Annotated in this window: 18 protein-coding genes; 7 read left to right on the top strand and 11 right to left on the bottom strand. The window is 71.5% G+C overall.

Translation table 11 applies throughout. From position 1 onward, the window contains the following. Nucleotides 1-79 precede the first annotated feature (79 nt). A complete protein-coding gene (locus tag JOD64_RS19545) occupies nucleotides 80-985 on the top strand; it encodes a hypothetical protein (protein WP_204943535.1) in 906 nt (301 codons plus the stop codon). Between the two features lie 82 nt (nucleotides 986-1067). Here JOD64_RS19545 and JOD64_RS19550 read toward each other — a convergent pair whose 3' ends face one another. Continuing rightward, nucleotides 1068-1850 carry a hypothetical protein gene (locus tag JOD64_RS19550; protein ID WP_204943536.1) on the bottom strand — a complete coding sequence of 261 codons (783 nt, stop codon included), beginning with the start codon at nucleotides 1848-1850 and terminating at the stop codon, nucleotides 1068-1070. Between the two features lie 179 nt (nucleotides 1851-2029). Between JOD64_RS19550 and JOD64_RS19555 the strand changes: the two genes are divergently transcribed. After that, nucleotides 2030-2659: an 8-oxoguanine DNA glycosylase OGG fold protein gene (locus tag JOD64_RS19555; protein WP_204943537.1), complete on the top strand. Its 630-nt coding sequence runs from the start codon at nucleotides 2030-2032 to the stop codon at nucleotides 2657-2659. 5 nt (nucleotides 2660-2664) lie between these two features. Here JOD64_RS19555 and JOD64_RS19560 read toward each other — a convergent pair whose 3' ends face one another. After that, entirely contained in the window at nucleotides 2665-3033 is a 369-nt protein-coding gene (locus JOD64_RS19560; protein WP_204943538.1) for a DUF4180 domain-containing protein, read from the bottom strand. Next, the gene (locus tag JOD64_RS19565) at nucleotides 3026-3478 is read right to left on the bottom strand and encodes a helix-turn-helix domain-containing protein (RefSeq protein WP_239559589.1); all 453 of its coding nucleotides are present in this window, start codon (nucleotides 3476-3478) and stop codon (nucleotides 3026-3028) included. The genes JOD64_RS19560 and JOD64_RS19565 overlap by 8 nt, the downstream gene beginning before the upstream one ends. A 114-nt stretch (nucleotides 3479-3592) precedes the next feature. Between JOD64_RS19565 and JOD64_RS19570 the strand changes: the two genes are divergently transcribed. After that, nucleotides 3593-6892: an ATP-binding protein gene (locus JOD64_RS19570; RefSeq protein ID WP_204943539.1), complete on the top strand. Its 3300-nt coding sequence runs from the start codon at nucleotides 3593-3595 to the stop codon at nucleotides 6890-6892. Nucleotides 6893-6915: 23 nt separating this feature from the next. Here JOD64_RS19570 and JOD64_RS19575 read toward each other — a convergent pair whose 3' ends face one another. Genes JOD64_RS19575 through JOD64_RS19585 form a run of 3 tightly spaced genes read right to left on the bottom strand, consistent with a single transcriptional unit; the run spans nucleotide 6916 to nucleotide 9395 of the window. Then, entirely contained in the window at nucleotides 6916-7773 is an 858-nt protein-coding gene (locus JOD64_RS19575) for an ABC transporter permease (RefSeq protein WP_204943540.1), read from the bottom strand. Beyond that, nucleotides 7770-8783 carry an ATP-binding cassette domain-containing protein gene (locus JOD64_RS19580; RefSeq protein ID WP_204943541.1) on the bottom strand — a complete coding sequence of 338 codons (1014 nt, stop codon included), beginning with the start codon at nucleotides 8781-8783 and terminating at the stop codon, nucleotides 7770-7772. Before JOD64_RS19580 ends, JOD64_RS19575 begins: the two co-directional genes overlap by 4 nt. A 57-nt stretch (nucleotides 8784-8840) precedes the next feature. Then, complete coding sequence (locus JOD64_RS19585) at nucleotides 8841-9395, bottom strand: NADPH-dependent FMN reductase (protein WP_204946150.1); 555 nt, start codon at nucleotides 9393-9395, stop codon at nucleotides 8841-8843. 130 nt (nucleotides 9396-9525) lie between these two features. Here JOD64_RS19585 and JOD64_RS19590 point away from each other — a divergent pair, with 130 nt between their 5' ends. Further along, entirely contained in the window at nucleotides 9526-10041 is a 516-nt protein-coding gene (locus JOD64_RS19590; RefSeq protein ID WP_204943542.1) for a GNAT family N-acetyltransferase, read from the top strand. A 25-nt stretch (nucleotides 10042-10066) separates the two neighbouring features. Here the strand turns inward: JOD64_RS19590 and JOD64_RS19595 are convergent, their stop codons facing one another. Continuing rightward, on the bottom strand, nucleotides 10067-11053 hold the full coding sequence (locus tag JOD64_RS19595; protein WP_204943543.1) for an aldo/keto reductase: 987 nt from the start codon (nucleotides 11051-11053) through the stop codon (nucleotides 10067-10069). A gap of 80 nt (nucleotides 11054-11133) precedes the next feature. Then, nucleotides 11134-11886, bottom strand: coding sequence for an SDR family oxidoreductase (locus JOD64_RS19600; protein ID WP_204943544.1), 753 nt, complete (start codon nucleotides 11884-11886; stop codon nucleotides 11134-11136). Nucleotides 11887-11988: 102 nt separating this feature from the next. On the opposite strand from JOD64_RS19600, the gene JOD64_RS19605 reads away from it, so the two are divergent. After that, complete coding sequence (locus tag JOD64_RS19605; RefSeq protein ID WP_204943545.1) at nucleotides 11989-12831, top strand: helix-turn-helix transcriptional regulator; 843 nt, start codon at nucleotides 11989-11991, stop codon at nucleotides 12829-12831. A gap of 93 nt (nucleotides 12832-12924) precedes the next feature. On the opposite strand, the gene JOD64_RS19610 is transcribed toward JOD64_RS19605, so the two are convergent. From JOD64_RS19610 to JOD64_RS19620, 3 genes are all read right to left on the bottom strand, one after another. Further along, nucleotides 12925-13620, bottom strand: a complete 696-nt coding sequence (locus JOD64_RS19610; protein ID WP_204943546.1) for a hypothetical protein — start codon at nucleotides 13618-13620, stop codon at nucleotides 12925-12927. 82 nt (nucleotides 13621-13702) lie between these two features. Then, nucleotides 13703-14554, bottom strand: coding sequence for an aldo/keto reductase (locus JOD64_RS19615; protein WP_204943547.1), 852 nt, complete (start codon nucleotides 14552-14554; stop codon nucleotides 13703-13705). A 100-nt stretch (nucleotides 14555-14654) separates the two neighbouring features. After that, complete coding sequence (locus JOD64_RS19620; RefSeq protein WP_204943548.1) at nucleotides 14655-15620, bottom strand: LysR family transcriptional regulator; 966 nt, start codon at nucleotides 15618-15620, stop codon at nucleotides 14655-14657. 51 nt (nucleotides 15621-15671) lie between these two features. Here JOD64_RS19620 and JOD64_RS19625 point away from each other — a divergent pair, with 51 nt between their 5' ends. Both JOD64_RS19625 and JOD64_RS19630 read left to right on the top strand, forming a co-directional pair. Continuing rightward, entirely contained in the window at nucleotides 15672-16586 is a 915-nt protein-coding gene (locus JOD64_RS19625) for a serine hydrolase (protein ID WP_204943549.1), read from the top strand. Nucleotides 16587-16739: 153 nt separating this feature from the next. Continuing rightward, nucleotides 16740-17717 (top strand): MBL fold metallo-hydrolase, encoded by a 978-nt coding sequence (locus tag JOD64_RS19630; protein ID WP_204943550.1) that lies wholly within the window; start codon nucleotides 16740-16742, stop codon nucleotides 17715-17717. Nucleotides 17718-17727: the final 10 nt, after the last annotated feature.

The following is a 17727-nucleotide window of genomic DNA, read 5'->3' on the forward strand; positions in this document are numbered from 1 at the left end:
CGTGAACCCGTCATCACGAACGGCCCTTGGAATCGGCGCGAATTCAGCCGCCGGCCAGGCCTGAGACGGGAGAAACACCATGCGTACCAAGAAACAAGCCTGGCGGTTCGGCGCCCGAGCGTCCGTACTCGTGCTCGGTTTCGTCGCGGTGGGGGCGGTGATCGCCCCGGCGAGCCCGGCGTCCGCCGCGGTCCCCGGCCTGGTGCGGATCGCCGCGACCAGCGTCAGCAACTCGGCCGACTTCCACAGCGCCACCGCCACGTGCCCGGTCGGCAAGGTGCTCACCGGCACGGGCTACGAGCTGAACGGCGTCACCGGTGAGGGCATCGTCGATGACCTGCGCCCCAACGGTGGCCCGGCCGCCCCGCCGACGGCCGTCACGGTGGGTGCCTACGAGACGGAGGCGTTCGCGGGCAACTGGTCGGTGACGGCGTACGCGATCTGCGCCAACCCACTGCCCGGCCTGGTGCGGGTCTCCGCGGTCAGCGTCAGCGACTCGGCCGACTTCCACTCCGCCACGGCGACCTGCCCGGCCGGCAAGGTCCTGACCGGCACGGGCTACGAGCTCAACGGCGTCACCGGTGAGGGCGTCGTCGACGACTTCCGCCCCAACGGCGGCGTGGCCGCGGCGCCGACCGCCGTCACCGTCGGTGCCTACGAGTCGGATGCCACCGCCCTGAGCTGGTCCGCGACCGCGTACGCGATCTGCGCCAACCCGCTGCCCGGCCTGGTGCGGGCGTCCACCGTGGGCGCCAGCAACTCCCTCGACTTCCGCAGCGTCCTCGCAGGCTGCCCGGTCGGGAAGGTGATGACCGGCGCCGGCTACGAGCTGAACGGTGTCACCGGTGAGGGCATCGTGGACGACTTCCGCCCCAACGGCGGCCCCGCGACCGCCCCGACCACCGTCGACACGGGTGCCTACGAGGAGGACGCGTTCGCCGGCAACTGGTCCGACACGGCCTACGCCATCTGCGCCACGGCGTAACGCTGATCGGGTGTGGCCGTCCCGCCTTGTGCTGGGCGGCCACACCTGTGACCGTGCACCCGTCCCTGCCGATCGGGGACCGTCAGCCGTTCGGCGTTCGCGAGGTGGGCAGAATCAGTTCCGTCCTTGGTAGCCGCTCGCGCTGCTCCAGCGGGAGCCATCCGCCCTCGGGATCGAGCAGCTCGATGAGTTCGACGAGAGCGTTCTGCAGGAGCACCAACCGCTCATTCCCTCGTCGGCCTTGCGCTTCCACGTCGTCCACCTCCGCGAGGAGGCGGGTGAACCAGGATGCGAACCCCGGGTCGGTTTCGAGGCGGTGGCAGAAGGCCGCGTATCCCAGCACGTCCGTCACCGGGCCCTCGGACGACTCGACCCGGTGCAGCATGACCTCGCCGATGGCGCGCTGGTGCCCCCTGAACACGTGGAACGGGCCGGGCAGTCCGTCGGTAGCCAGGGGATGATGAATCCGCTGGATCGCGGTGAACAGCTCCTTGGTGCTCTTCACCGAATCAAGGTCGAGGAAGCGCTGTTCCCGGCGGAGCACCTCCAGCCAGGCCAGGTGCTCGGCGAGGACATACACGGTGTTGTGGCGGACGTAGTGCTGGCTCTCGCTGTCGCCGGAGTGCAGGTACGTGCGTAGGTAGTTTCGGCTGAGCACATTGTGCAGCCGATCTTGCAGCGAGTCAGCGGACGCCAGCAGTGGCACCCGGTAACGACGGAACAGGTCCTCCGCGACTTCCACCTTTTCGCGGTTGCGCGCCTCGACCTGCAGGCGGTGGGTGACGAGAGCGGTCCGGTAGGTCACCGCCACGCTGATCAGCGCCACAGCCGCGGACACCACCGCGATGACGATTTCTGGCCCCATGCCGAACAGCCTGCCTGTATTTGCGTGGGCTGATGCGGACGACTCGCCGACCGAGCAACGCCACGGACACGCCGGGACAGGTGAGCGGTCGATACCGCGATATGGCGTCAGCGGACGGCTGGCGGGACCGCCCCGGCCGTAGCGTCCGGACGGAGCGTGAGTTTCGAGGGGAGGCGACCATGACCGACGTTGTGGTGTTACCGGGTGAGCGGGCCCCGGTCACCGTGAACATCAGCCGCTGGCGGGCGGAGGTGCCGCCGGATGCCTGGCCCGACACCCTCCCGCCGAGCGGCGAGATCTGGCGGCGCGACGTCTTCGCGGTGGCCGACGCGTACCGGGCCGGTTCCGTGAGCCCGCGACAACTGCTGACGGCCGTGCTGGTCTGGGGTTACGGCCCTATCGGGTACGGCCCGTGGCGCGCCACCAGGTCACTTGACGCCGATCCGGACGGCAAGCGCCTGGCGTCCGCGTTGGAAGAGGTGACCACGTCAGCACCCGGGGAGGAGGCGCTGCGCAGGTCGTACCAGCGCTTCCGCGACCCCGACCACGCTCGCCTGCCGTGGTTGGGGCCGGGCCTGTTCACGAAGGTCCTCTACTTCGTCGGCTATCGGAGAGGCCTGGGCGGCCCGCAGCCCCTGATTCTCGACCGTGTCGTGGCCAGCCAACTCCCTGCCGAGGCCGGCGTCGGTCGGCGCAACGGGTGGTCATCCGAGGAGTGGCTGGCCTATCTGCGCTGGGCAGCCGAGCAGGCTCAGGCCAGGTGTGTGGAGCCGGATGCGGTGGAGATGGCGGTTGTGCGCGAGCGGTGAGGTGGCTATTGCGCGGCGCGGAGGCGGGCGTCGAGGGCGTCGAGGTCTGGCACGAACCAGATGTGGCCGCCCTGGTTCGACTCGTACACCAGGGCGCGCAGGGCCGAACTCTCCGCGAGCTGCGCCGAGATGTCACCGACGACGGCCAGCCGCAGCCGGTAGTTGACGAACTTCTGCATCACGTCGCCCGCGAAGCGGGTGCCCAGCGAGAAGAAGCGTTCGTCGAGCCGGTTGGCCGGCACGGCGACCACCTGGGCGCCGAGGAACGCCGCGCCGACCAGGTCCAACGCGTCCTGCTCGGTGGCAACCGTCGGGCCGGCCGGGTCGCAGACCAGCACCTGCACCCCGGCGCGTTCCTGGATCTCGTCAGGCATCGTGGACCTCCCGGTCGAGCAGGCCGTTGTCGGCGTTGAGGACGGCGTCGAGCAGGTGCAGCAGCTCGGCCGTGGAGGCGGGATCACCCAGGATGACGATCTTCATGCGGTTGCGCTCCTCGTCGTGCACCGTCTGCACCCGCAGTGGGTTGGCCTGGTCGTGGCTGGTGTTGGCGCTGGCGAGCACGAGCGTGCCGAGTCGGTCGGCGGCGGCCCGGTCGACGCCGTCGATCTGCACGATGCTCGACACCTCCGCCTGCCCACCGACGGTGGCGGCGGCCGGGGCCTGGCCGGTGAGCGCGTCGAGATCGCTGGCGGCGATCCGATACTGCTTGCCGATCCGCACCGCCCGCAGCCGGCCGGAGCGGATGTAGCCGCGCACCGTTCGCACGTGCAGCCCGAGCCGATCGGCGACCTGCTCAACTGAATACATTTCTTCCTTCATCGCTCCCTACTGTAGCCTAATAGGGAAGCTTAGGTAACGTTGAGGTCCGATGCGTGTGCAGGCGTCGAACAATTCGCCCACGGTGTCGGACGGTTCAAGTACCGTCTGGAAACCATGGACGCGCGGCGCGGCGACGCCATCATCGGGCGGGATCACCCCGCAGGTCTGCTGCGCACTGAGCTCGACCGCGCCACCACCAGCCACGGCGGTTTGGTCCTGGTCACCGGCGAGCCGGGCATCGGCAAGACGACCCTCGTCACGTCGGCAGCCCGGGAGGCCCGGCAACGCGGCGCGCTGGTGCTCGGCGCCGCCTGCTGGGATTCCGACAGCGCCCCCGGCTACTGGCCGTGGGTGCAGGTTTTGCGCGGCCTGCGGCGCTCCGCCGACGACTGGGCGGTGGCGCGGCCGGACGCCGAGCCGGCCCTCGCGGCCCTGCTCGGCGAGACCGACACCAGTAAGCAGCAGGCTGACCGACTCACCAGCTGGGCCGGCGTCGACACGGACACCGCCGACCAGGAGGCGTTCGCGCTGTACGACGCGGTGACCGCCGCGCTGGTCGCGGTCTCTCAACAGCGGCCGGTCGTGGTCGTCCTCGACGACCTGCACTGGGCCGACCCAGCCTCACTGCGGTTGCTGAGCTTCGCCGCCCAGCACACCTGGTTCGAGCGTTTGCTGCTGGTCGGCACCTACCGCGACGCCGAGGTCGAGTCCGGCGAGCATCCGCTGCGCCCCTTGCTGATGCCGCTGGTCGCGAAGGCCACCACGATCACCCTCACCGGTCTCTCCCGCGACGAGGTGGCCGCGCTGATGGCACGCACCGCCGGGCGGGAACCCGACGCCGACCTCGTCGACGAGGTGCACCGTCGCACCGGCGGCAACCCGTTCTTCATCGAGCAGACCGCCCGGCTGTGGCACGCCGACGACGCGGCCGGCACGATCGCACCCGGCGTACGGGAAGCGGTGCGCCGCCGCCTGGCCCAGTTGCCGCCGGCCGTGGTCGAGGCGCTCACCGTCGCAGCCGTGCTGGGCCGCGAGTTCCACCGCCAGGTCCTGGCGGCCGGCGCCGCCGCCCCGGTGGCGCAGGTCGACCGGCTGCTCGACCGTGCGGTGACCGCCCGGCTGGTGGTCGCCCGGGGCGGCGGCCGGTTCGCCTTCGCCCACGACCTGGTCCGGGAGACCCTCTACGACGGGCTGTCCCACGACGAGCGGCAGGCGCGGCACGGCGCGGTGGTCCGGGCGGTCGACGACCTGCGGGAGCTCACCGATCAGCTGATCCCAGCCGACCTCGCCCGCCACGCCTACCTCGCCGGCCCCGCACTCGACCGCGCGCGGGTTGCCACGCTGCTGGTCGCCGCCGGGCGGGACGCGTTCGTCCGGCTGGCCGCCGACGAGGCGTCGGTGCACTTCCGTCGGGCGCTGGAGGTCGTCGAGGACCCGGAGCAACGCGTGCGGATCCTCGTTGAGTTCGGCGAGGGGCAATATCACCACGCCGGCCGGGAGGAGTCCGTCGCACTGTTCGCTGAGGCCGGGGCGTTGGCTCGCACACTCGACGACCCGGTGTTGCTGGCCCGCGTCGCCCTGATCGTGAACCGCGCCCGTCAGGTGGAGACCGCTCACTCGATCGACGCGGGGGAGCTGGTGCGCGACGCGTACCGGAAACTGATCGGCGAACCGGACGCCGCCGCGTCGGTCGGCGCGCTGGTCGCCGACCTGATCACCGCCACCGAGACGATCGCCCGTCGAGGGCAGGACGACGAGGCGCTGACGTTCAGCCTCTGGGCCCGCCACGACACCACCTGGGGGTTGGGCACCGCGGCGGCCCGCGCCGCGCTGACCGCCGAGATCCGGGAGGTGGCCCGCCGCACGGGAGACCGGGAGACCGAGCTGTGGGCCACCTCGCTGCGCTGGGTGGCGCTACTGGAGTTGGGCGACCCGCACTTCAACGAGGAGTTCGCCACCTTCGTCAGCGCGGACCGGCACGGCGACGTCACCCGGCACGGCATGGCGGCGGCCATCGACAGCGGGATCATCGCGGCTTTCCGGGGTGACTTCGCCGAGGCCGACGAGCGGTTCGCCGTCCTCGGCGACCTCTCCGACCCGGGCCATGCCGAGTTCGGATTCATGGGCCATCATTTGCGCTGGTCCCGGTTGCTGCTGCAGGGTCGGTTCGCCGATGCCGACACCCTGCTGGACGAGCTGACCCCGGTCGACTACCCCTATCAGGAGTTGCTCCGGGCGATCACCGCCGCGGAGCGGGGCGACGGCGAGACGGCGGTCCAGCTGACCGCCGGCATCGAGGCCGCCGCCATTCGGTACCCGCGTCCGGTGTCGCCGATCTGGCTACGGTTACGCGCGCAGGCCGCCGCCGCGTCCGCCGACCCGCAGCTCTGCGACGCCGCGCGGGCCGCACTCGTCCCTCACCGGGGAGAGTGGATGGTGGCGCTCTTCGGCTGCGACGTCAGCGGCCCGGTCGACCACTGGCTGGCACTGGTCGACGCCGCCCAGCAACGCTGGGACGACGCCATCGCCGGCTTCACGGCCGCCCGTGAGTCCGCCGACCGGCTGGGCGCCCGTACCTGGTCGCTCATCGCCCGCGCCGGCCTCGTGAACGCCCTCGCCGGCCGGGGCCACCCGGCCGACGCCGCGACACTGGCCGCGCTGCGTGCCACGACCGTCCAGCAGGCGGCGGCTCTCGGTATGACGCAGGTGCTGCACCGGATCGCCGAACCGGCCCCCATCGACGCGGCCGAGCCGACCGCCACCGCACGCCAGGCCGTCGCGCCGGGTCAGGCTGTCGGGCGGGCCAACGCCGGGCCGGGCCAGGCTTTCGCGTCCGGTCCGGCCACGGCGGTCGCGCCAGCTGGCGAGGGGTACGAGTTTCGGCGCGACGGGCCGGTCTGGCAACTCACGTACGCCGGTGTCGTGGTGCACCTGCCCGACGCCAAGGGTCTGCACGACCTGCACCTGCTGCTGAGCCGCCCCGGCAGCGACGTGCCCGCCGTGGAGTTGCTCGACCCGGCTGCCGGGCCGGAGCTGATCGCCGCCCGGCGGATGGGCGCCGACCCGGTCCTCGACGACGAGGCGAAGGCCCGCTACCGGCGGCACCTGGCCCGCCTCGACGAGGAGATCGACCGGGCCGCCGCCCGCGACGACGACCGGAAGGTAACCGCGCTGGACGCCGAGCGGGGTGCGTTGCTGGACGAGCTACGTGCGGCCGCGGGGCTGGCCGGTCGGAGCCGCCGCCTGGGCGACGAGGCCGAGCGGGCCCGCAAGACGGTGACCGCGCGGATCCGGGACACGCTGCGCAAGCTCGACGGGCGGCACCCGGCCCTCGCCGGCCACCTACGCGAGTCCGTCTCGACCGGCAGCACCTGCAGCTACCAGCCCTCCACCCCACCCCCCTGGCGTCTCTGACCCCGGGGGGCGGGGCGGGAGGGTCAGCGGCGGTTGTACCGGTACATCGTCAGGGTGCCGAAGACGAGCACGAAGCCGGCGCTCCAGAGCAGTAGCCACATCGTGGCCGACGGGTCCGAGTCGCCGCTCATCGCACCACGGATCGAGGCGACCAGCTGCGTCACCGGGTTGACCTTCACGAACGCCTGGAGCCAGCCGGGCATGGTGCTCGGCTCGACGAAGACGTTGCTCAGGAACGTCAGCGGGAACAGCACCATCATGCTGACCCCCATCACCGACTTCTCGCTGCGCAGGATCAGCCCGAAGAACGTCCACACCCAGGAGAACGCGAACGAGAAGATCACCAGCAGCCCGATCCCGGTGGCAGCGCCGAGCACCCCGCCAGCGGGCCGGAACCCGAGCGCCAGCCCCAGTCCCAGGATCACCAGGGCGGCGAGGATGTAGCGCAGCACGTCGCCGAAGATCATGCCGACCAGGGCGGCCGGGCGCCAGACGGGCAGCGTCCGGAACCGGTCGAAGATACCCTTCTCGATGTCGGTGTTGAGGCCGACACCGGTGTACATGGTGATCATCACGACGCTGGTCACCATGATGCCGGGCAGGAAGAACTGCAGGTATTCACGGGGGCTGCCGGCGAGGGCACCGCCGAACAGGTACGTGAACATCAGCACCATGATGATCGGGAACGCGGTCACGTCGAAGAGCTGCTCCGGTACGTGCTTGATCTTCAGCATGGCCCGCCAGCCGAAGGTGAGCGACGCGCCCAGCGCGCTCGGTCGAGGCGGTCGGGCACTGGGCGCGAGCACGGTCGCCAGCGCCTCGGCGGACGGGACGTAGACGGACGGTGCCCGTTCGGTCGTGGTGGTCGTGGCGTTGCTCATCGGGCTGCCTCCAGCTTGTCGTCGCGCTCGTCGGCCGGCACGGCGGGGTGATCGGTCAACGCCAGGAAGACCTCGTCCAGGCTCGGCTGACCGAGGGAGAAGTCGTCAACGAGGATGCCGGCGCGGGCCAGGTCGCCGAGCGCGCGAGCTGCCTGGGCGCTGGCGTCGAGGTCGGTGCCGGCCTCGCCGACCCGGGCGGTCAACGCCACCGGGTCGGCGGCGAGCTGCACCGGCACGTCGAGCGCCTCTCGGAGAACCTTCTCCGCCTCGGGCCGCTGCCCCGGATCGCGAAGTCGCAGGTGGACGGTGCCGGAGCCGACTGACGACTTCAGCTCGCCCGGGGTGCCCTCCGCGATCACCCGGCCGTGGTCGACGACGGCGATCCGTCCGGCGAGCTGGTCGGCCTCGTCGAGGTACTGCGTCGTCAGCAGCACTGTCGTGCCGTGCGACACCACCGCCCGGATGATCTCCCATACCTGGTTACGGCTACGCGGGTCGAGGCCGGTCGTCGGCTCGTCGAGGAAGAGCAGATCGGGTGTGTTGAGGATGCTGGCGGCGATGTCGATGCGCCGCCGCATCCCACCCGAATACTTCTTCACCTGGCGGTCGCTCGCCTCGGTCAGACCGAACGCGGCGAGCAGGGCCGCCGCGCGCTCCCGGGCGGCCGGCTTGCGCAGGCCGAGCAGTCGGGCGAGGAGCACCAGGTTCTCCGTGCCGGTCAGGTCCTCGTCGACGGAGGCGTACTGGCCGGTGAGGCTGACCCGCGAACGGACCTTGTCGGCATCGGTGACCACGTCGTGCCCGAAGACCCGTGCCGAGCCGCCGTCGGGGCGCAGCAACGTCGCGAGCACCCGGACGGCGGTGGTCTTGCCCGCCCCGTTCGGGCCGAGCAGACCGTAGACGGTGCCGGCGGGCACCTGTAGGTCGATTCCGGCCAGCGCCTGGGTCTCCCCGAACGAGCGGGTGAGCCCCTCGGCCTCGATGGCCAGGCCGGTGGTGCGTCTACTCATGATTCGTACCTCTCGTGTTGGACGTGTTCAGGAGACGACGGGTCAGGAGACGACGGGTCAGGAGACATAGGGCCGGGCCGCCCGGCCGCCGCGCAGGGCCAGGCCCCACCAGCGGAGCTGGTCGAGCAGGACGCTGGCGTCGCGGCGCAGCTCGTCGGTGCACTGCGGTGTCGGCTCGCCCGCGAGCAGGTCGATCCCGACGACGTCGCGCACGGTCATCGCGTGCAGTGCGGTGAAGACCGTGCGCAGGTGGTCGACCGCGTGCCGGCCGGTGGACCGGCAGCCGTACGACACGAAGCCGACCGGTTTGGCCTGCCACTCGTCATACGCGTAGTCGATGGCCTGTTTCAAGGGTGCCGGGAAGCTGTGGTTGTACTCGGGGGTGATCACGACGAACGCCTCCGCCTGATCCACCTCGCGGACGAACGCCCGGATGGGCGCGGTCGGCTCGGCGGGGTAACTGGCCGGAAAGTCGTACTCGCCCAGGTCAACGACCGTCACCACCAGGTCGTCGTGCGACGTGGCCTGGTCGACGAACCAGCGGGCGATCCGATCGCCGGCCCGCCCCTCCCGGGTGCTGCCGATGATCACGGCGATCCGCAACGGTGTCATCGCCACCCCCTCCCATCCTTCAGGCGCGAGATGGCGGCCGGAGCCCGCTAGATCCGATCTAGCGGGGGCGTTTCGGGAGCGCGATGTCGGTGGGGTCGGCTTGACTGAGGTCGACGAACAGGGGAGTGGGATGGCTCAGGTACGCATCGAACCGTGGCACGAGGACGACCTTGATCTGCTGCGGCAGCTCAAGTCACCGGACACGCGCAAGCACACCGGCGGTCCGGAAACCGATGCGCAGGTGATTGCCCGGCACGACCGGTACGTGCACTTCGCCGACGCTGGGCAGGGCTGCATGTTCACGCTGGTGCTGCCAGACGGCGCACGGGCGGGCAGCGTCGGCTACTGGGCCCGCGAGTGGCGCGAGCAACCGGTGTACGAGATGGGCTGGGCGGTGCTGCCCGCGTACCGGGGACATGGGCTGGCCAGCGCGGCGGTGCGTGCGGTCGTCGACGTGGCCCGCGCCCGGCGGGACCGGCGCTACGCCCACGCCTACCCCTCGGTCGACAATCCCGCGTCGAACGCGGTCTGCCGTAAGGCCGGTTTCACGCTGCTCGGCGAGACGGGTTTCGAATACCCGCCGGGTCAGATGATGCGTGCCAACGACTGGCAGCTCGACCTGACCGCCCCGCCGACCGAGGGTTGAGGTCGACGGGGCGGCTGCTGGCAGGTCACCAGGTGGTGTCGAGGCGGTGCCGCTGCTCGGCGGTCAACTCCAGGTCCACCGCTGCCAGGCTCTCCTCCAGTTGTGCCACCGAGGAGGCGCCCACCAGCGGGATCGACGGCAGTTCGCCGCCCAGCAACCAGGCGAGCACCACCTGGTTGACGGTCGCACCGGTCTCCGCGGCCACCTCCCGCAACGCGGCCAGCCGGCGCGGCACGCTCGGCAGGTCGTACTCGGCGCCCAGCGGCTTGTCCGCCCGGGTGAGCGCCCCCTTCAGCAGCGGTGAGTACGCCACCAGGGTCAACTCCGGCTCGGCACGCAGGTAGCTGAGCAGATCGGGGCCGGCCGAGCCCGGGTCGCCATCCGGATCCAGCTGGTTGGCCATGTCGGACCGGCGGGCCAGGTAGCTGTGGTGGTACTGGAGCACCTCGTACCCCGGCAGGCCGGCGGCGGCGGCCAGCGCACGAGCGCGCTCGACCCGCCAGGCCCGGTGGTTGCTCGCGCCCAGCAGACCCACCGTGCCCTCGCCGACCAGCTCGGCGAAACCCGCCACGGTCTCCTGCAGCGGCACCGTGCGGTCCTCGATGTGCGCGTAGAGCAGGTCCAGCCGCTCCACACCGAGCCGTTCCCGGCTGCGCTCCGCGGACTCGCGGATCACCTTGACGGACAGGCCTTCGGCGTTGTCCAGGTAGCTGGTCCCCGGGGCCAGTGGCCGGGCCCCCAGCTTGGTGGCGATGACGATCTCGGCGCCGACACCGCGGCTGCGCCGCCACCGGCCGAGCAACTCCTCACTCTGCCCACCCTGCCCGCCGTCCACCCAGAACGCATAGTTGTCCGACGTGTCGATGAACGTGCCGCCGGCCTCGACGTACCGGTCGAGGATCGCGTACGAGGTGGCCTCGTCGGTGGCGCTGCCGAAGAGCATCGCGCCGAGGCTGAGCACGCTGACCTCGCGCCGGGTCGCCGGGTCGGTGCCGATCGTGCGGTACCGCATGGGAACTCCTCTCGTGCGCCCTACCGGTGGGCGCACCTGTCACCCTGCAAGCTGGAGCGCACTCGAGGTCAAGCGCTCATTCACCAGGGCAGCACGCCGTACCCGCCGCCGGTGTCCATCTGGAAGCCCCAGAGCAACCCGCTCGGCCCGTCGGCGGGGAGTGTCGCCAGATGCACGCTAACTTCGGCGCCCTGCTCGGCGGTGCGGAAGCCGCTGTTGCCGTTGAAATCGGTGGCGCAGTAGCCCGGGTTCGCCGCGTTCACCTTGATCGGCGTGTCCCGCAACTCCTTGGCGTACATCGCGGTGAGCATGTTCAGCGCTGCCTTCGACGACGGGTACGGCACGGAGGTCAACTCGAACAGCGCGCCGGCCGGGTCGGTCATCACCGCGATCGAGCCGACCTCGCTGGAGACGTTGACGATCCGGGCCGCGGGTGCCCGGCGCAGCAGCGGCAGCAGCGCGTTGGTCACCGTCACCACCCCGAACACGTTCGTCTCGAACACCCCGCGCAGCGTCGCCATGGTCGTCTCGCTGGGCAGTCCCCGCGTACCGTCGCCGAGGAAGATGCCGGCGTTGTTGACCAGCACGTCCAACCGGCCGTACTCCGTCTCCACCAGCTTCGCGGCGGCTGCCACCGATTCGGCGTCGGTCACGTCGAGTGGCACGAACCGGGCGTCCGCGCCGCCGTCGCGCAGCTCGCGTTCCGCTGCCCGGCCCCGATCGGCGTCCCGCGCGCCGATCAGCACGGTCATCCCGAGCCCGCCGAGCTGTCGGGCGGTGGCGAAACCGATTCCCTTGTTGGCCCCGGTGATCAGGGCGGTCGTGTTCGTCATGCCGTCGAGCCTGTCCCGGTGGATGTCGTCTGGGGAGAGACGGGCCGAGGCTGGGATCAGCGGTACCAGCCTCGTCGACCCGGCCCGAGGCATGCTGGGGGCATGACGAGCAGCGGCCTGCGGCGTGACGAACTGGCGGCGTTCCTGCGCACCCGCCGCGCCCGGTTGCGGCCCGCCGAGGTCGGCCTCCCCGACGGGGTACGCCGGCGCACGCCCGGCCTGCGTCGACAGGAGGTCGCCCAGCTCGCCGGCATGTCGATCGACTACTACATCCGGCTGGAGCAGGGCCGCGGGCCGCACCCGTCCCGGCAGGTGCTCGCCGCGATGGCCCGGGCGCTGCTGCTCAGCCGGGACGAGCGCGAGTACCTGTTTCGGATCGCCGGGGAGCATCCGCCACCGACCGGCGGGCCGAGCCGGGAGGTGAGCCCCGGCCTGCGGCACCTGCTCGACGCGATGACCGAAGCTCCGGCGTACCTCGTCGACGCCGCGTACCACGTGTTGGCCTGGAACCACCTGGCCACGTACTTCGTGGGGGATCTCGCGGCCGTGCCGGACGCGGACCGCAACATGATCCGCTGGACGTTTCGGCAGCCGGCGACCAGCGGCCACTGGACCGACGCCGAGGTGCTTCGATTCGTGCGCAGCACAGTGGCGGACCTGCGAGCCGCCTACGGCCGCTACCCGACCGACCCGGCGATCCGCGAGCTGGTCACCGAGCTGCTCGGCACCTCGCCCCGGTTCGCGCGGCTCTGGGCGGAGCACGATGTCGAGGAGCGCCGCCCCATCGTCAAGCGGGTGCCGCACCCGGAGTTGGGGTCGTTGGAGTTCGAGTGCCGGGTGCTGCACGTGCCGGAGACCGACCAGCGGATGATCGTCTACGTCCCCGAGCCCGGCTCACCGACTCAGGCGGTGTTCCGCCGGCTCGCCGAGCGCGTCGCGCCCTGACCCGCCCGGCAGCCGACCAGCCCGTCCCCGTGGTCGGACCGCCGGTAGAGCACGCTGTGCCGCTCCCGGGTGGTGCCCGACCCGCGGCAGCGTTCAGACGGCCTTTTCGAAGGCGGCCACCGCGAGCGGCGCGATCTTCGCGATCAGCGCGGTGCCGGCCGCCAGGTCACCGTCGCTCGCCGAGGCGTCCACCTCCATGACGAAGTTGCCGCGCACCAGGATCAGCGTGCACTGGTGCCGGGTCGCCTTCCCCTTCAGCCGCTCGCAGAAGGTGATCACGTCGGGGCCGTTCGGCACCGGCGGGGGCGACGGCCGCACGATCGTCGACGTGCGCCCGTCGTCGGGCACCTCGTACTCCTTGCACGTCGACAGGACCGACCGCAGCTCGTCGGCGAGCTTGCGGCCGGGCACCTTCAGGTAGCCGACCACGTACTGCCGGATCCACACGCTCTCGCCGTCCCAGAGCCGCTCCCGGTAGGCGGTGCGTTTGATGTCCGACGGCAGGCTCGCCCTGCACAGGGAGATCAGCTTCCACGCCTCGGTGTTCTCGTCGGTGTACTGGGCGGTCTCCGGGTGGAACTTCGCGTCCAGGTTCAGCATCGCTGCGGTGACCCGGCTGCGGACCTCGGCCGTGGAGGTTGGCGCTGGCCGCGGCTTCGGCGGGGTCGGCGAGGCCGACACCGACGGCGCGGACCAGCGGGGAGTCTCGGCGGCCTGGCTCGGCGCGCAGGCCGCCGAGCCGAGCAGGAGCAACGACAGCAGAGCGAGGGTGGTACGGCGGAGCGACATCGCCGGGGGCGGTCCTTTCAGGCGGCGAAAAGGGGGGCCCGACCGGGCCCCCCTTTCAGTGGCGTCGCCGCCGGCCGCCGCGTTACGCCGGCAGGTACGCGAAGGTGTCCGGGTCGGGGCCCTGCCGCCCGGCCTCGCCCTTGTCCAGCTCGGTGATCCGCTCCATCGCCGCGTCGTCCAGCTCGAAGTCGAAGATCCGAGTGTTCTCCTCGATCCGCTTCGGGGTGGTCGACTTCGGGAAGATGATGTCGCCGCGCTGCACGTGCCAGCGGAGCACCACCTGCGCCGGGGTCCGGTCGAGCTGCTCGGCGATGTCGACCACCGTCGGGTCGTCCAGCACCTTGCCCTGCGCGATGGGCGACCACGCCTCGGTGAGGATGTTGTGCTCGCGGCCGTAGGCGCGGACGGTCTCGTTACCGAAGTACGGGTGCGCCTCGATCTGGTTCACCGCCGGCACGACGCTCGCCTCGTCGGCCAGCCGCTGCAGGTGCGACACCTGGAAGTTCGACACGCCGATCGAACGGGCGCGGCCGTCGCGCTGCAACTCCTCCAGCACCTTCCAGGTCGAGACGTAGTCACCGTCGTACAGGGTCGGCAGCGGCCAGTGGATCAGGAACAGGTCGATGTAGTCCATCTTCAGCGCCGCGAGCGTCGAGTCGAACGCCTTGCGGGCGTCGTCGGGGCGGTGGAAGGCGTTGCTCAGCTTGCTGGTCACGTAGACCGTGCCCCGGTCCAGGCCGGAGACGCGTACCGCTTCGCCGACCTCGGCCTCGTTGCCGTACATCTGGGCGGTGTCGATGTGCCGGTAGCCCGCCTCGAACGCCGTCGTCACCGCCGCGACGGTGTCCTTCGGCTCGATCTGGAACACCCCGAAGCCGAGCTGCGGGATGGTGGTGCCGTCGTTCAGGCTGATGTCCGGAATCATGCTGGCCATTGCGGCTCCTTCGCGTCATCTTCGTTGCCTGTCATCCATACCCGAGGCTGCGGGTGATGCACCGGCCAAACCTGGGTGACGAGCGCTACGTTCGACCCGTTCACCCGGTCGTGTCGAACAGCACCGGCCAGGGCCGGGCCGCCGGCACCGACGTCTCGGCCGGCGCGGCCGGCGCAGGCTCGGCGGCGGCCAGCACCTCGGCGGCGAGCTGCCCGAACATCGACGCCGCCGGGTGTGCCGAGCGGTCCGGCCAGGCCGCCGAGGTGCGCTTGGCCAGCGGTGCGTCGGCGATCGGCCGCCAGGCGATCCGGGGTTCCCGTCGCGCCACCGTCGCCGGCTCCACGGCCACCCCACCTCCGGCCAGCACCAGCCCGAAGAGGAATTCCGGGTTGCGGGCCGGGCGCACCCGGCTCGGGCGCCAACCGTGCTGGCGGCACAACACCAGCAGGTGGTCGTGCCAGCCGGGCGCGGTGGCCCGGGGCGCGGCCACCAGATCCAGGTCGGCCAGCGACGCGAGCGTCACCTCACGGCCGCGGGCCAGCGGCGAGGTGCGCGGAAGCAGCACCCCCAGGGGTACGTCGACCGGGGCGCCGAAACGCAGCCCGTCCGCCGTCACGGGGTGGTGCACCAAACCCACGTCCAGGGTCCGCTCGGTGAGCATCCGTACCTGCTCGGCGGTGGTCAGCTCGTGCAACTCCACATCCAGGCCGGGCGCCCGGGTGGTGAGCCCGTCCAGCAACGCCCGCAGCGTCACCGCGGGCGTCTCCGGCGGCACCCCGGCCCGGAGTACGCCGAGCTCACCCGCGCGGATCTGGCCCATCAGGTTGCGGAGCCGGCCCTCACCGGCGAGCAACTCCTCCGCCTCGCCGAGCAGCAGCTCACCGGCGGTGGTGAGGCGTACCTGGCGGCGGGACCTGTCGAACAACTCGACAGTCAGCTCCCGTTCCAGTCGTTGGATCGACTGGCTCAGTGGCGGCTGGGCCATCCCGAGCAGCTCCGCGGCCCGCCCGAAGTGCAACTCGTGTGCGACCACCACGAAGTGCCGCAGGTGCCGGAGCAGATCCACGGCCGGACCCTACGCCAGCGCCCGCACGACGCCACTGGTTACCGTGCTGACGTGGACGTGGGGGAGCGCATCGAGGCCATCTTCGCCGCCGCCGGGGTGACGGCCAGCATGCACGTCGTCGACCTGGACGCCGTCGACCTGGCCCTTGACGAGCCGGGCGGCGGCGCTCGGGAGGTCGGAGCGCGGGCCGACGAGCAGGTGGTCATCGCCTCGATCTTCAAGATCCTGCTGGTGCTGGAGTTCGCCCGGCAGGTCGAGGCCGGTCAGCTGGACCCGACCGAGCGGGTCCTGGTCACCGCCGCCGACCGGCTTGGCGGATGGGGTCTGGCCGGCTGCACCGACGACGCCGAGGTGTCGCTGCGTGACCTCGCGTACTTCGCCATGTCGGTGACCGACAACACGGCCGCCGACCTGCTGCTGCGCCGGGTCGGTCCGGACCTGTTGCCGATGCTCGCCGCCGAGCTGGGGTTGACCCGCACCCGTGTCCTCGGCGGTCCTCGGGAGCTGGTCGAGTTGATGCTCGCCGACGTGGGCGCACGGACCGAGGCGGAGTTCGCCCGGATCTTCCCCACGCTGTCGGCGGAACGGGTACGCGCGATGCGGGTCTTCGACCCCGCGCACACCACGTCCAGCACCGCCCGGGAGATTACCCGGCTGCTCACGCTGATCTGGCGGGACGAGGCCGGGCCGGCGGCGGCCTGCGCGATGGTCCGCACCTGGATGGCCCGGCAGATCTTCTGGACCCGGCTGGCCGCCGGGTTCCCACCCGGCGTCCGAGTCTCCGGAAAGACCGGCACCCTGCCCGGGCTGCACCTGGAGGCCGGGGTCGCCGAATACCCCGACGGCGGCCGGTACGCCATCGCCGTCTTCGCCCGCGCCCACGAGCTGACCCCACGCCGGATCGACGTGGACCTGGCGATGGGACAGGCGGCCCGCACGGCCGTCGAGGCGCTGCGCGGCAACTGATTTCCGGGCCGCCCGAGCCTTTCCGTGCCGGCCCTGAGCTGGCCCGATATGCGGCGGCGTATCGGAGCCGTCGGCCTTCGATCTTGGACCGGAGCCCGGTGGCGCTGATTGGCTCCTGTCGACCGATCACCCGACCACGGGGAGCAGATCCGCATGCCCAACCTCGACCGCCGTCGCTTCCTACGTGACGCCGCCGCCACCACCGCCCTCGTCTCCGCCGGCGGTCTCGTCGCCGGCACCGCCACCCCGGCCCAGGCCGCGCCGCCGGCCGCCGCACCCACGCCAACCGCCCGTCGTAAGGGGGCGGTCAGCTTCCGCTGGTGGGGTACGGCTGGCTGGCGCGTCGACATCGGCGAGCGGACCGTCCTCGTCGACCCGTACCTCAGTCGGATCGACACTGGGCTGTTCACCGGCGCGTTCAACACGGCCACTCCGCTGACCGTGCGCACCGACGTGATCGATCCGCGCGTCGACCGGGCCACCACGGTGCTGGTCACGCACACCCACTGGGACCACTTCATGGACGTGCCCTACATCGCCGGCCGCACCGGCGCGCGGGTGTTCGGCACGCTGACCGCGTACCACCTGGGGTTGGCCTACGGGGTGCCATCGACGCAGCTCAGCGCCGTGAAGGGTGGCGAGGTGCTGGACTTCGGCGACCACACCGTCGAGGTGGTCGGCTCGCTGCACAGCCGCAATGCGGCGTACGCGGTGGCGTTCCCAGGGGTCCGGGTGAGTCAGCCGCCGCAGCCGGCGACCATCGGCGACCTGCCGGAGGGAGACACGTTGGGTTACCTGCTGCGGGTCGACGGCGGCCCGTCCGTCTACTTCACCGGGGCCAGCGACGTCGCCGAGCGCAACCTCACCGGCCTGGCACCGGACGTGGCCATGGTGGCCATGCAGAGCGCCACCACCACCAGCGACTACCTGCCCCGGCTGCTGGCCGGCCTCGACTACCCGAAGGTCGTGGTGCCGGTGCACTACGACAACTTCGAGACCCGGTTGCAGAACCCGCCGGTGGTCGCCCCGACCGACCGCCCCCGGCTGGACGACATGATCGCGGCGGTGCGGCGGATCTCGCCGCGCAGCCGGATAGTGGTGCCCGAGTACGAAACCGCGTACCACTTCTGACCAGCACCGG

Source organism: Micromonospora luteifusca (genome assembly GCF_016907275.1).
In the GTDB taxonomy this organism is placed as follows: Bacteria; Actinomycetota; Actinomycetes; order Mycobacteriales; family Micromonosporaceae; genus Micromonospora; species Micromonospora luteifusca.

Coding starts and splice junctions, on each gene's coding strand:
- JOD64_RS19615 (WP_204943547.1), bottom strand. CDS start 14,554: ATGGCCAGCATGATTCCGGACATCAGCCTGAACGACGGCACCACCATC.
- JOD64_RS19560 (WP_204943538.1), bottom strand. CDS start 3,033: ATGCCTGACGAGATCCAGGAACGCGCCGGGGTGCAGGTGCTGGTCTGC.
- JOD64_RS19630 (WP_204943550.1), top strand. CDS start 16,740: ATGCCCAACCTCGACCGCCGTCGCTTCCTACGTGACGCCGCCGCCACC.
- JOD64_RS19565 (WP_239559589.1), bottom strand. CDS start 3,478: ATGAAGGAAGAAATGTATTCAGTTGAGCAGGTCGCCGATCGGCTCGGG.
- JOD64_RS19555 (WP_204943537.1), top strand. CDS start 2,030: ATGACCGACGTTGTGGTGTTACCGGGTGAGCGGGCCCCGGTCACCGTG.
- JOD64_RS19580 (WP_204943541.1), bottom strand. CDS start 8,783: ATGAGTAGACGCACCACCGGCCTGGCCATCGAGGCCGAGGGGCTCACC.
- JOD64_RS19545 (WP_204943535.1), top strand. CDS start 80: ATGCGTACCAAGAAACAAGCCTGGCGGTTCGGCGCCCGAGCGTCCGTA.
- JOD64_RS19550 (WP_204943536.1), bottom strand. CDS start 1,850: ATGGGGCCAGAAATCGTCATCGCGGTGGTGTCCGCGGCTGTGGCGCTG.
- JOD64_RS19600 (WP_204943544.1), bottom strand. CDS start 11,886: ATGACGAACACGACCGCCCTGATCACCGGGGCCAACAAGGGAATCGGT.
- JOD64_RS19590 (WP_204943542.1), top strand. CDS start 9,526: ATGGCTCAGGTACGCATCGAACCGTGGCACGAGGACGACCTTGATCTG.
- JOD64_RS19570 (WP_204943539.1), top strand. CDS start 3,593: ATGGACGCGCGGCGCGGCGACGCCATCATCGGGCGGGATCACCCCGCA.
- JOD64_RS19610 (WP_204943546.1), bottom strand. CDS start 13,620: ATGTCGCTCCGCCGTACCACCCTCGCTCTGCTGTCGTTGCTCCTGCTC.
- JOD64_RS19595 (WP_204943543.1), bottom strand. CDS start 11,053: ATGCGGTACCGCACGATCGGCACCGACCCGGCGACCCGGCGCGAGGTC.
- JOD64_RS19585 (WP_204946150.1), bottom strand. CDS start 9,395: ATGACACCGTTGCGGATCGCCGTGATCATCGGCAGCACCCGGGAGGGG.
- JOD64_RS19575 (WP_204943540.1), bottom strand. CDS start 7,773: ATGAGCAACGCCACGACCACCACGACCGAACGGGCACCGTCCGTCTAC.
- JOD64_RS19605 (WP_204943545.1), top strand. CDS start 11,989: ATGACGAGCAGCGGCCTGCGGCGTGACGAACTGGCGGCGTTCCTGCGC.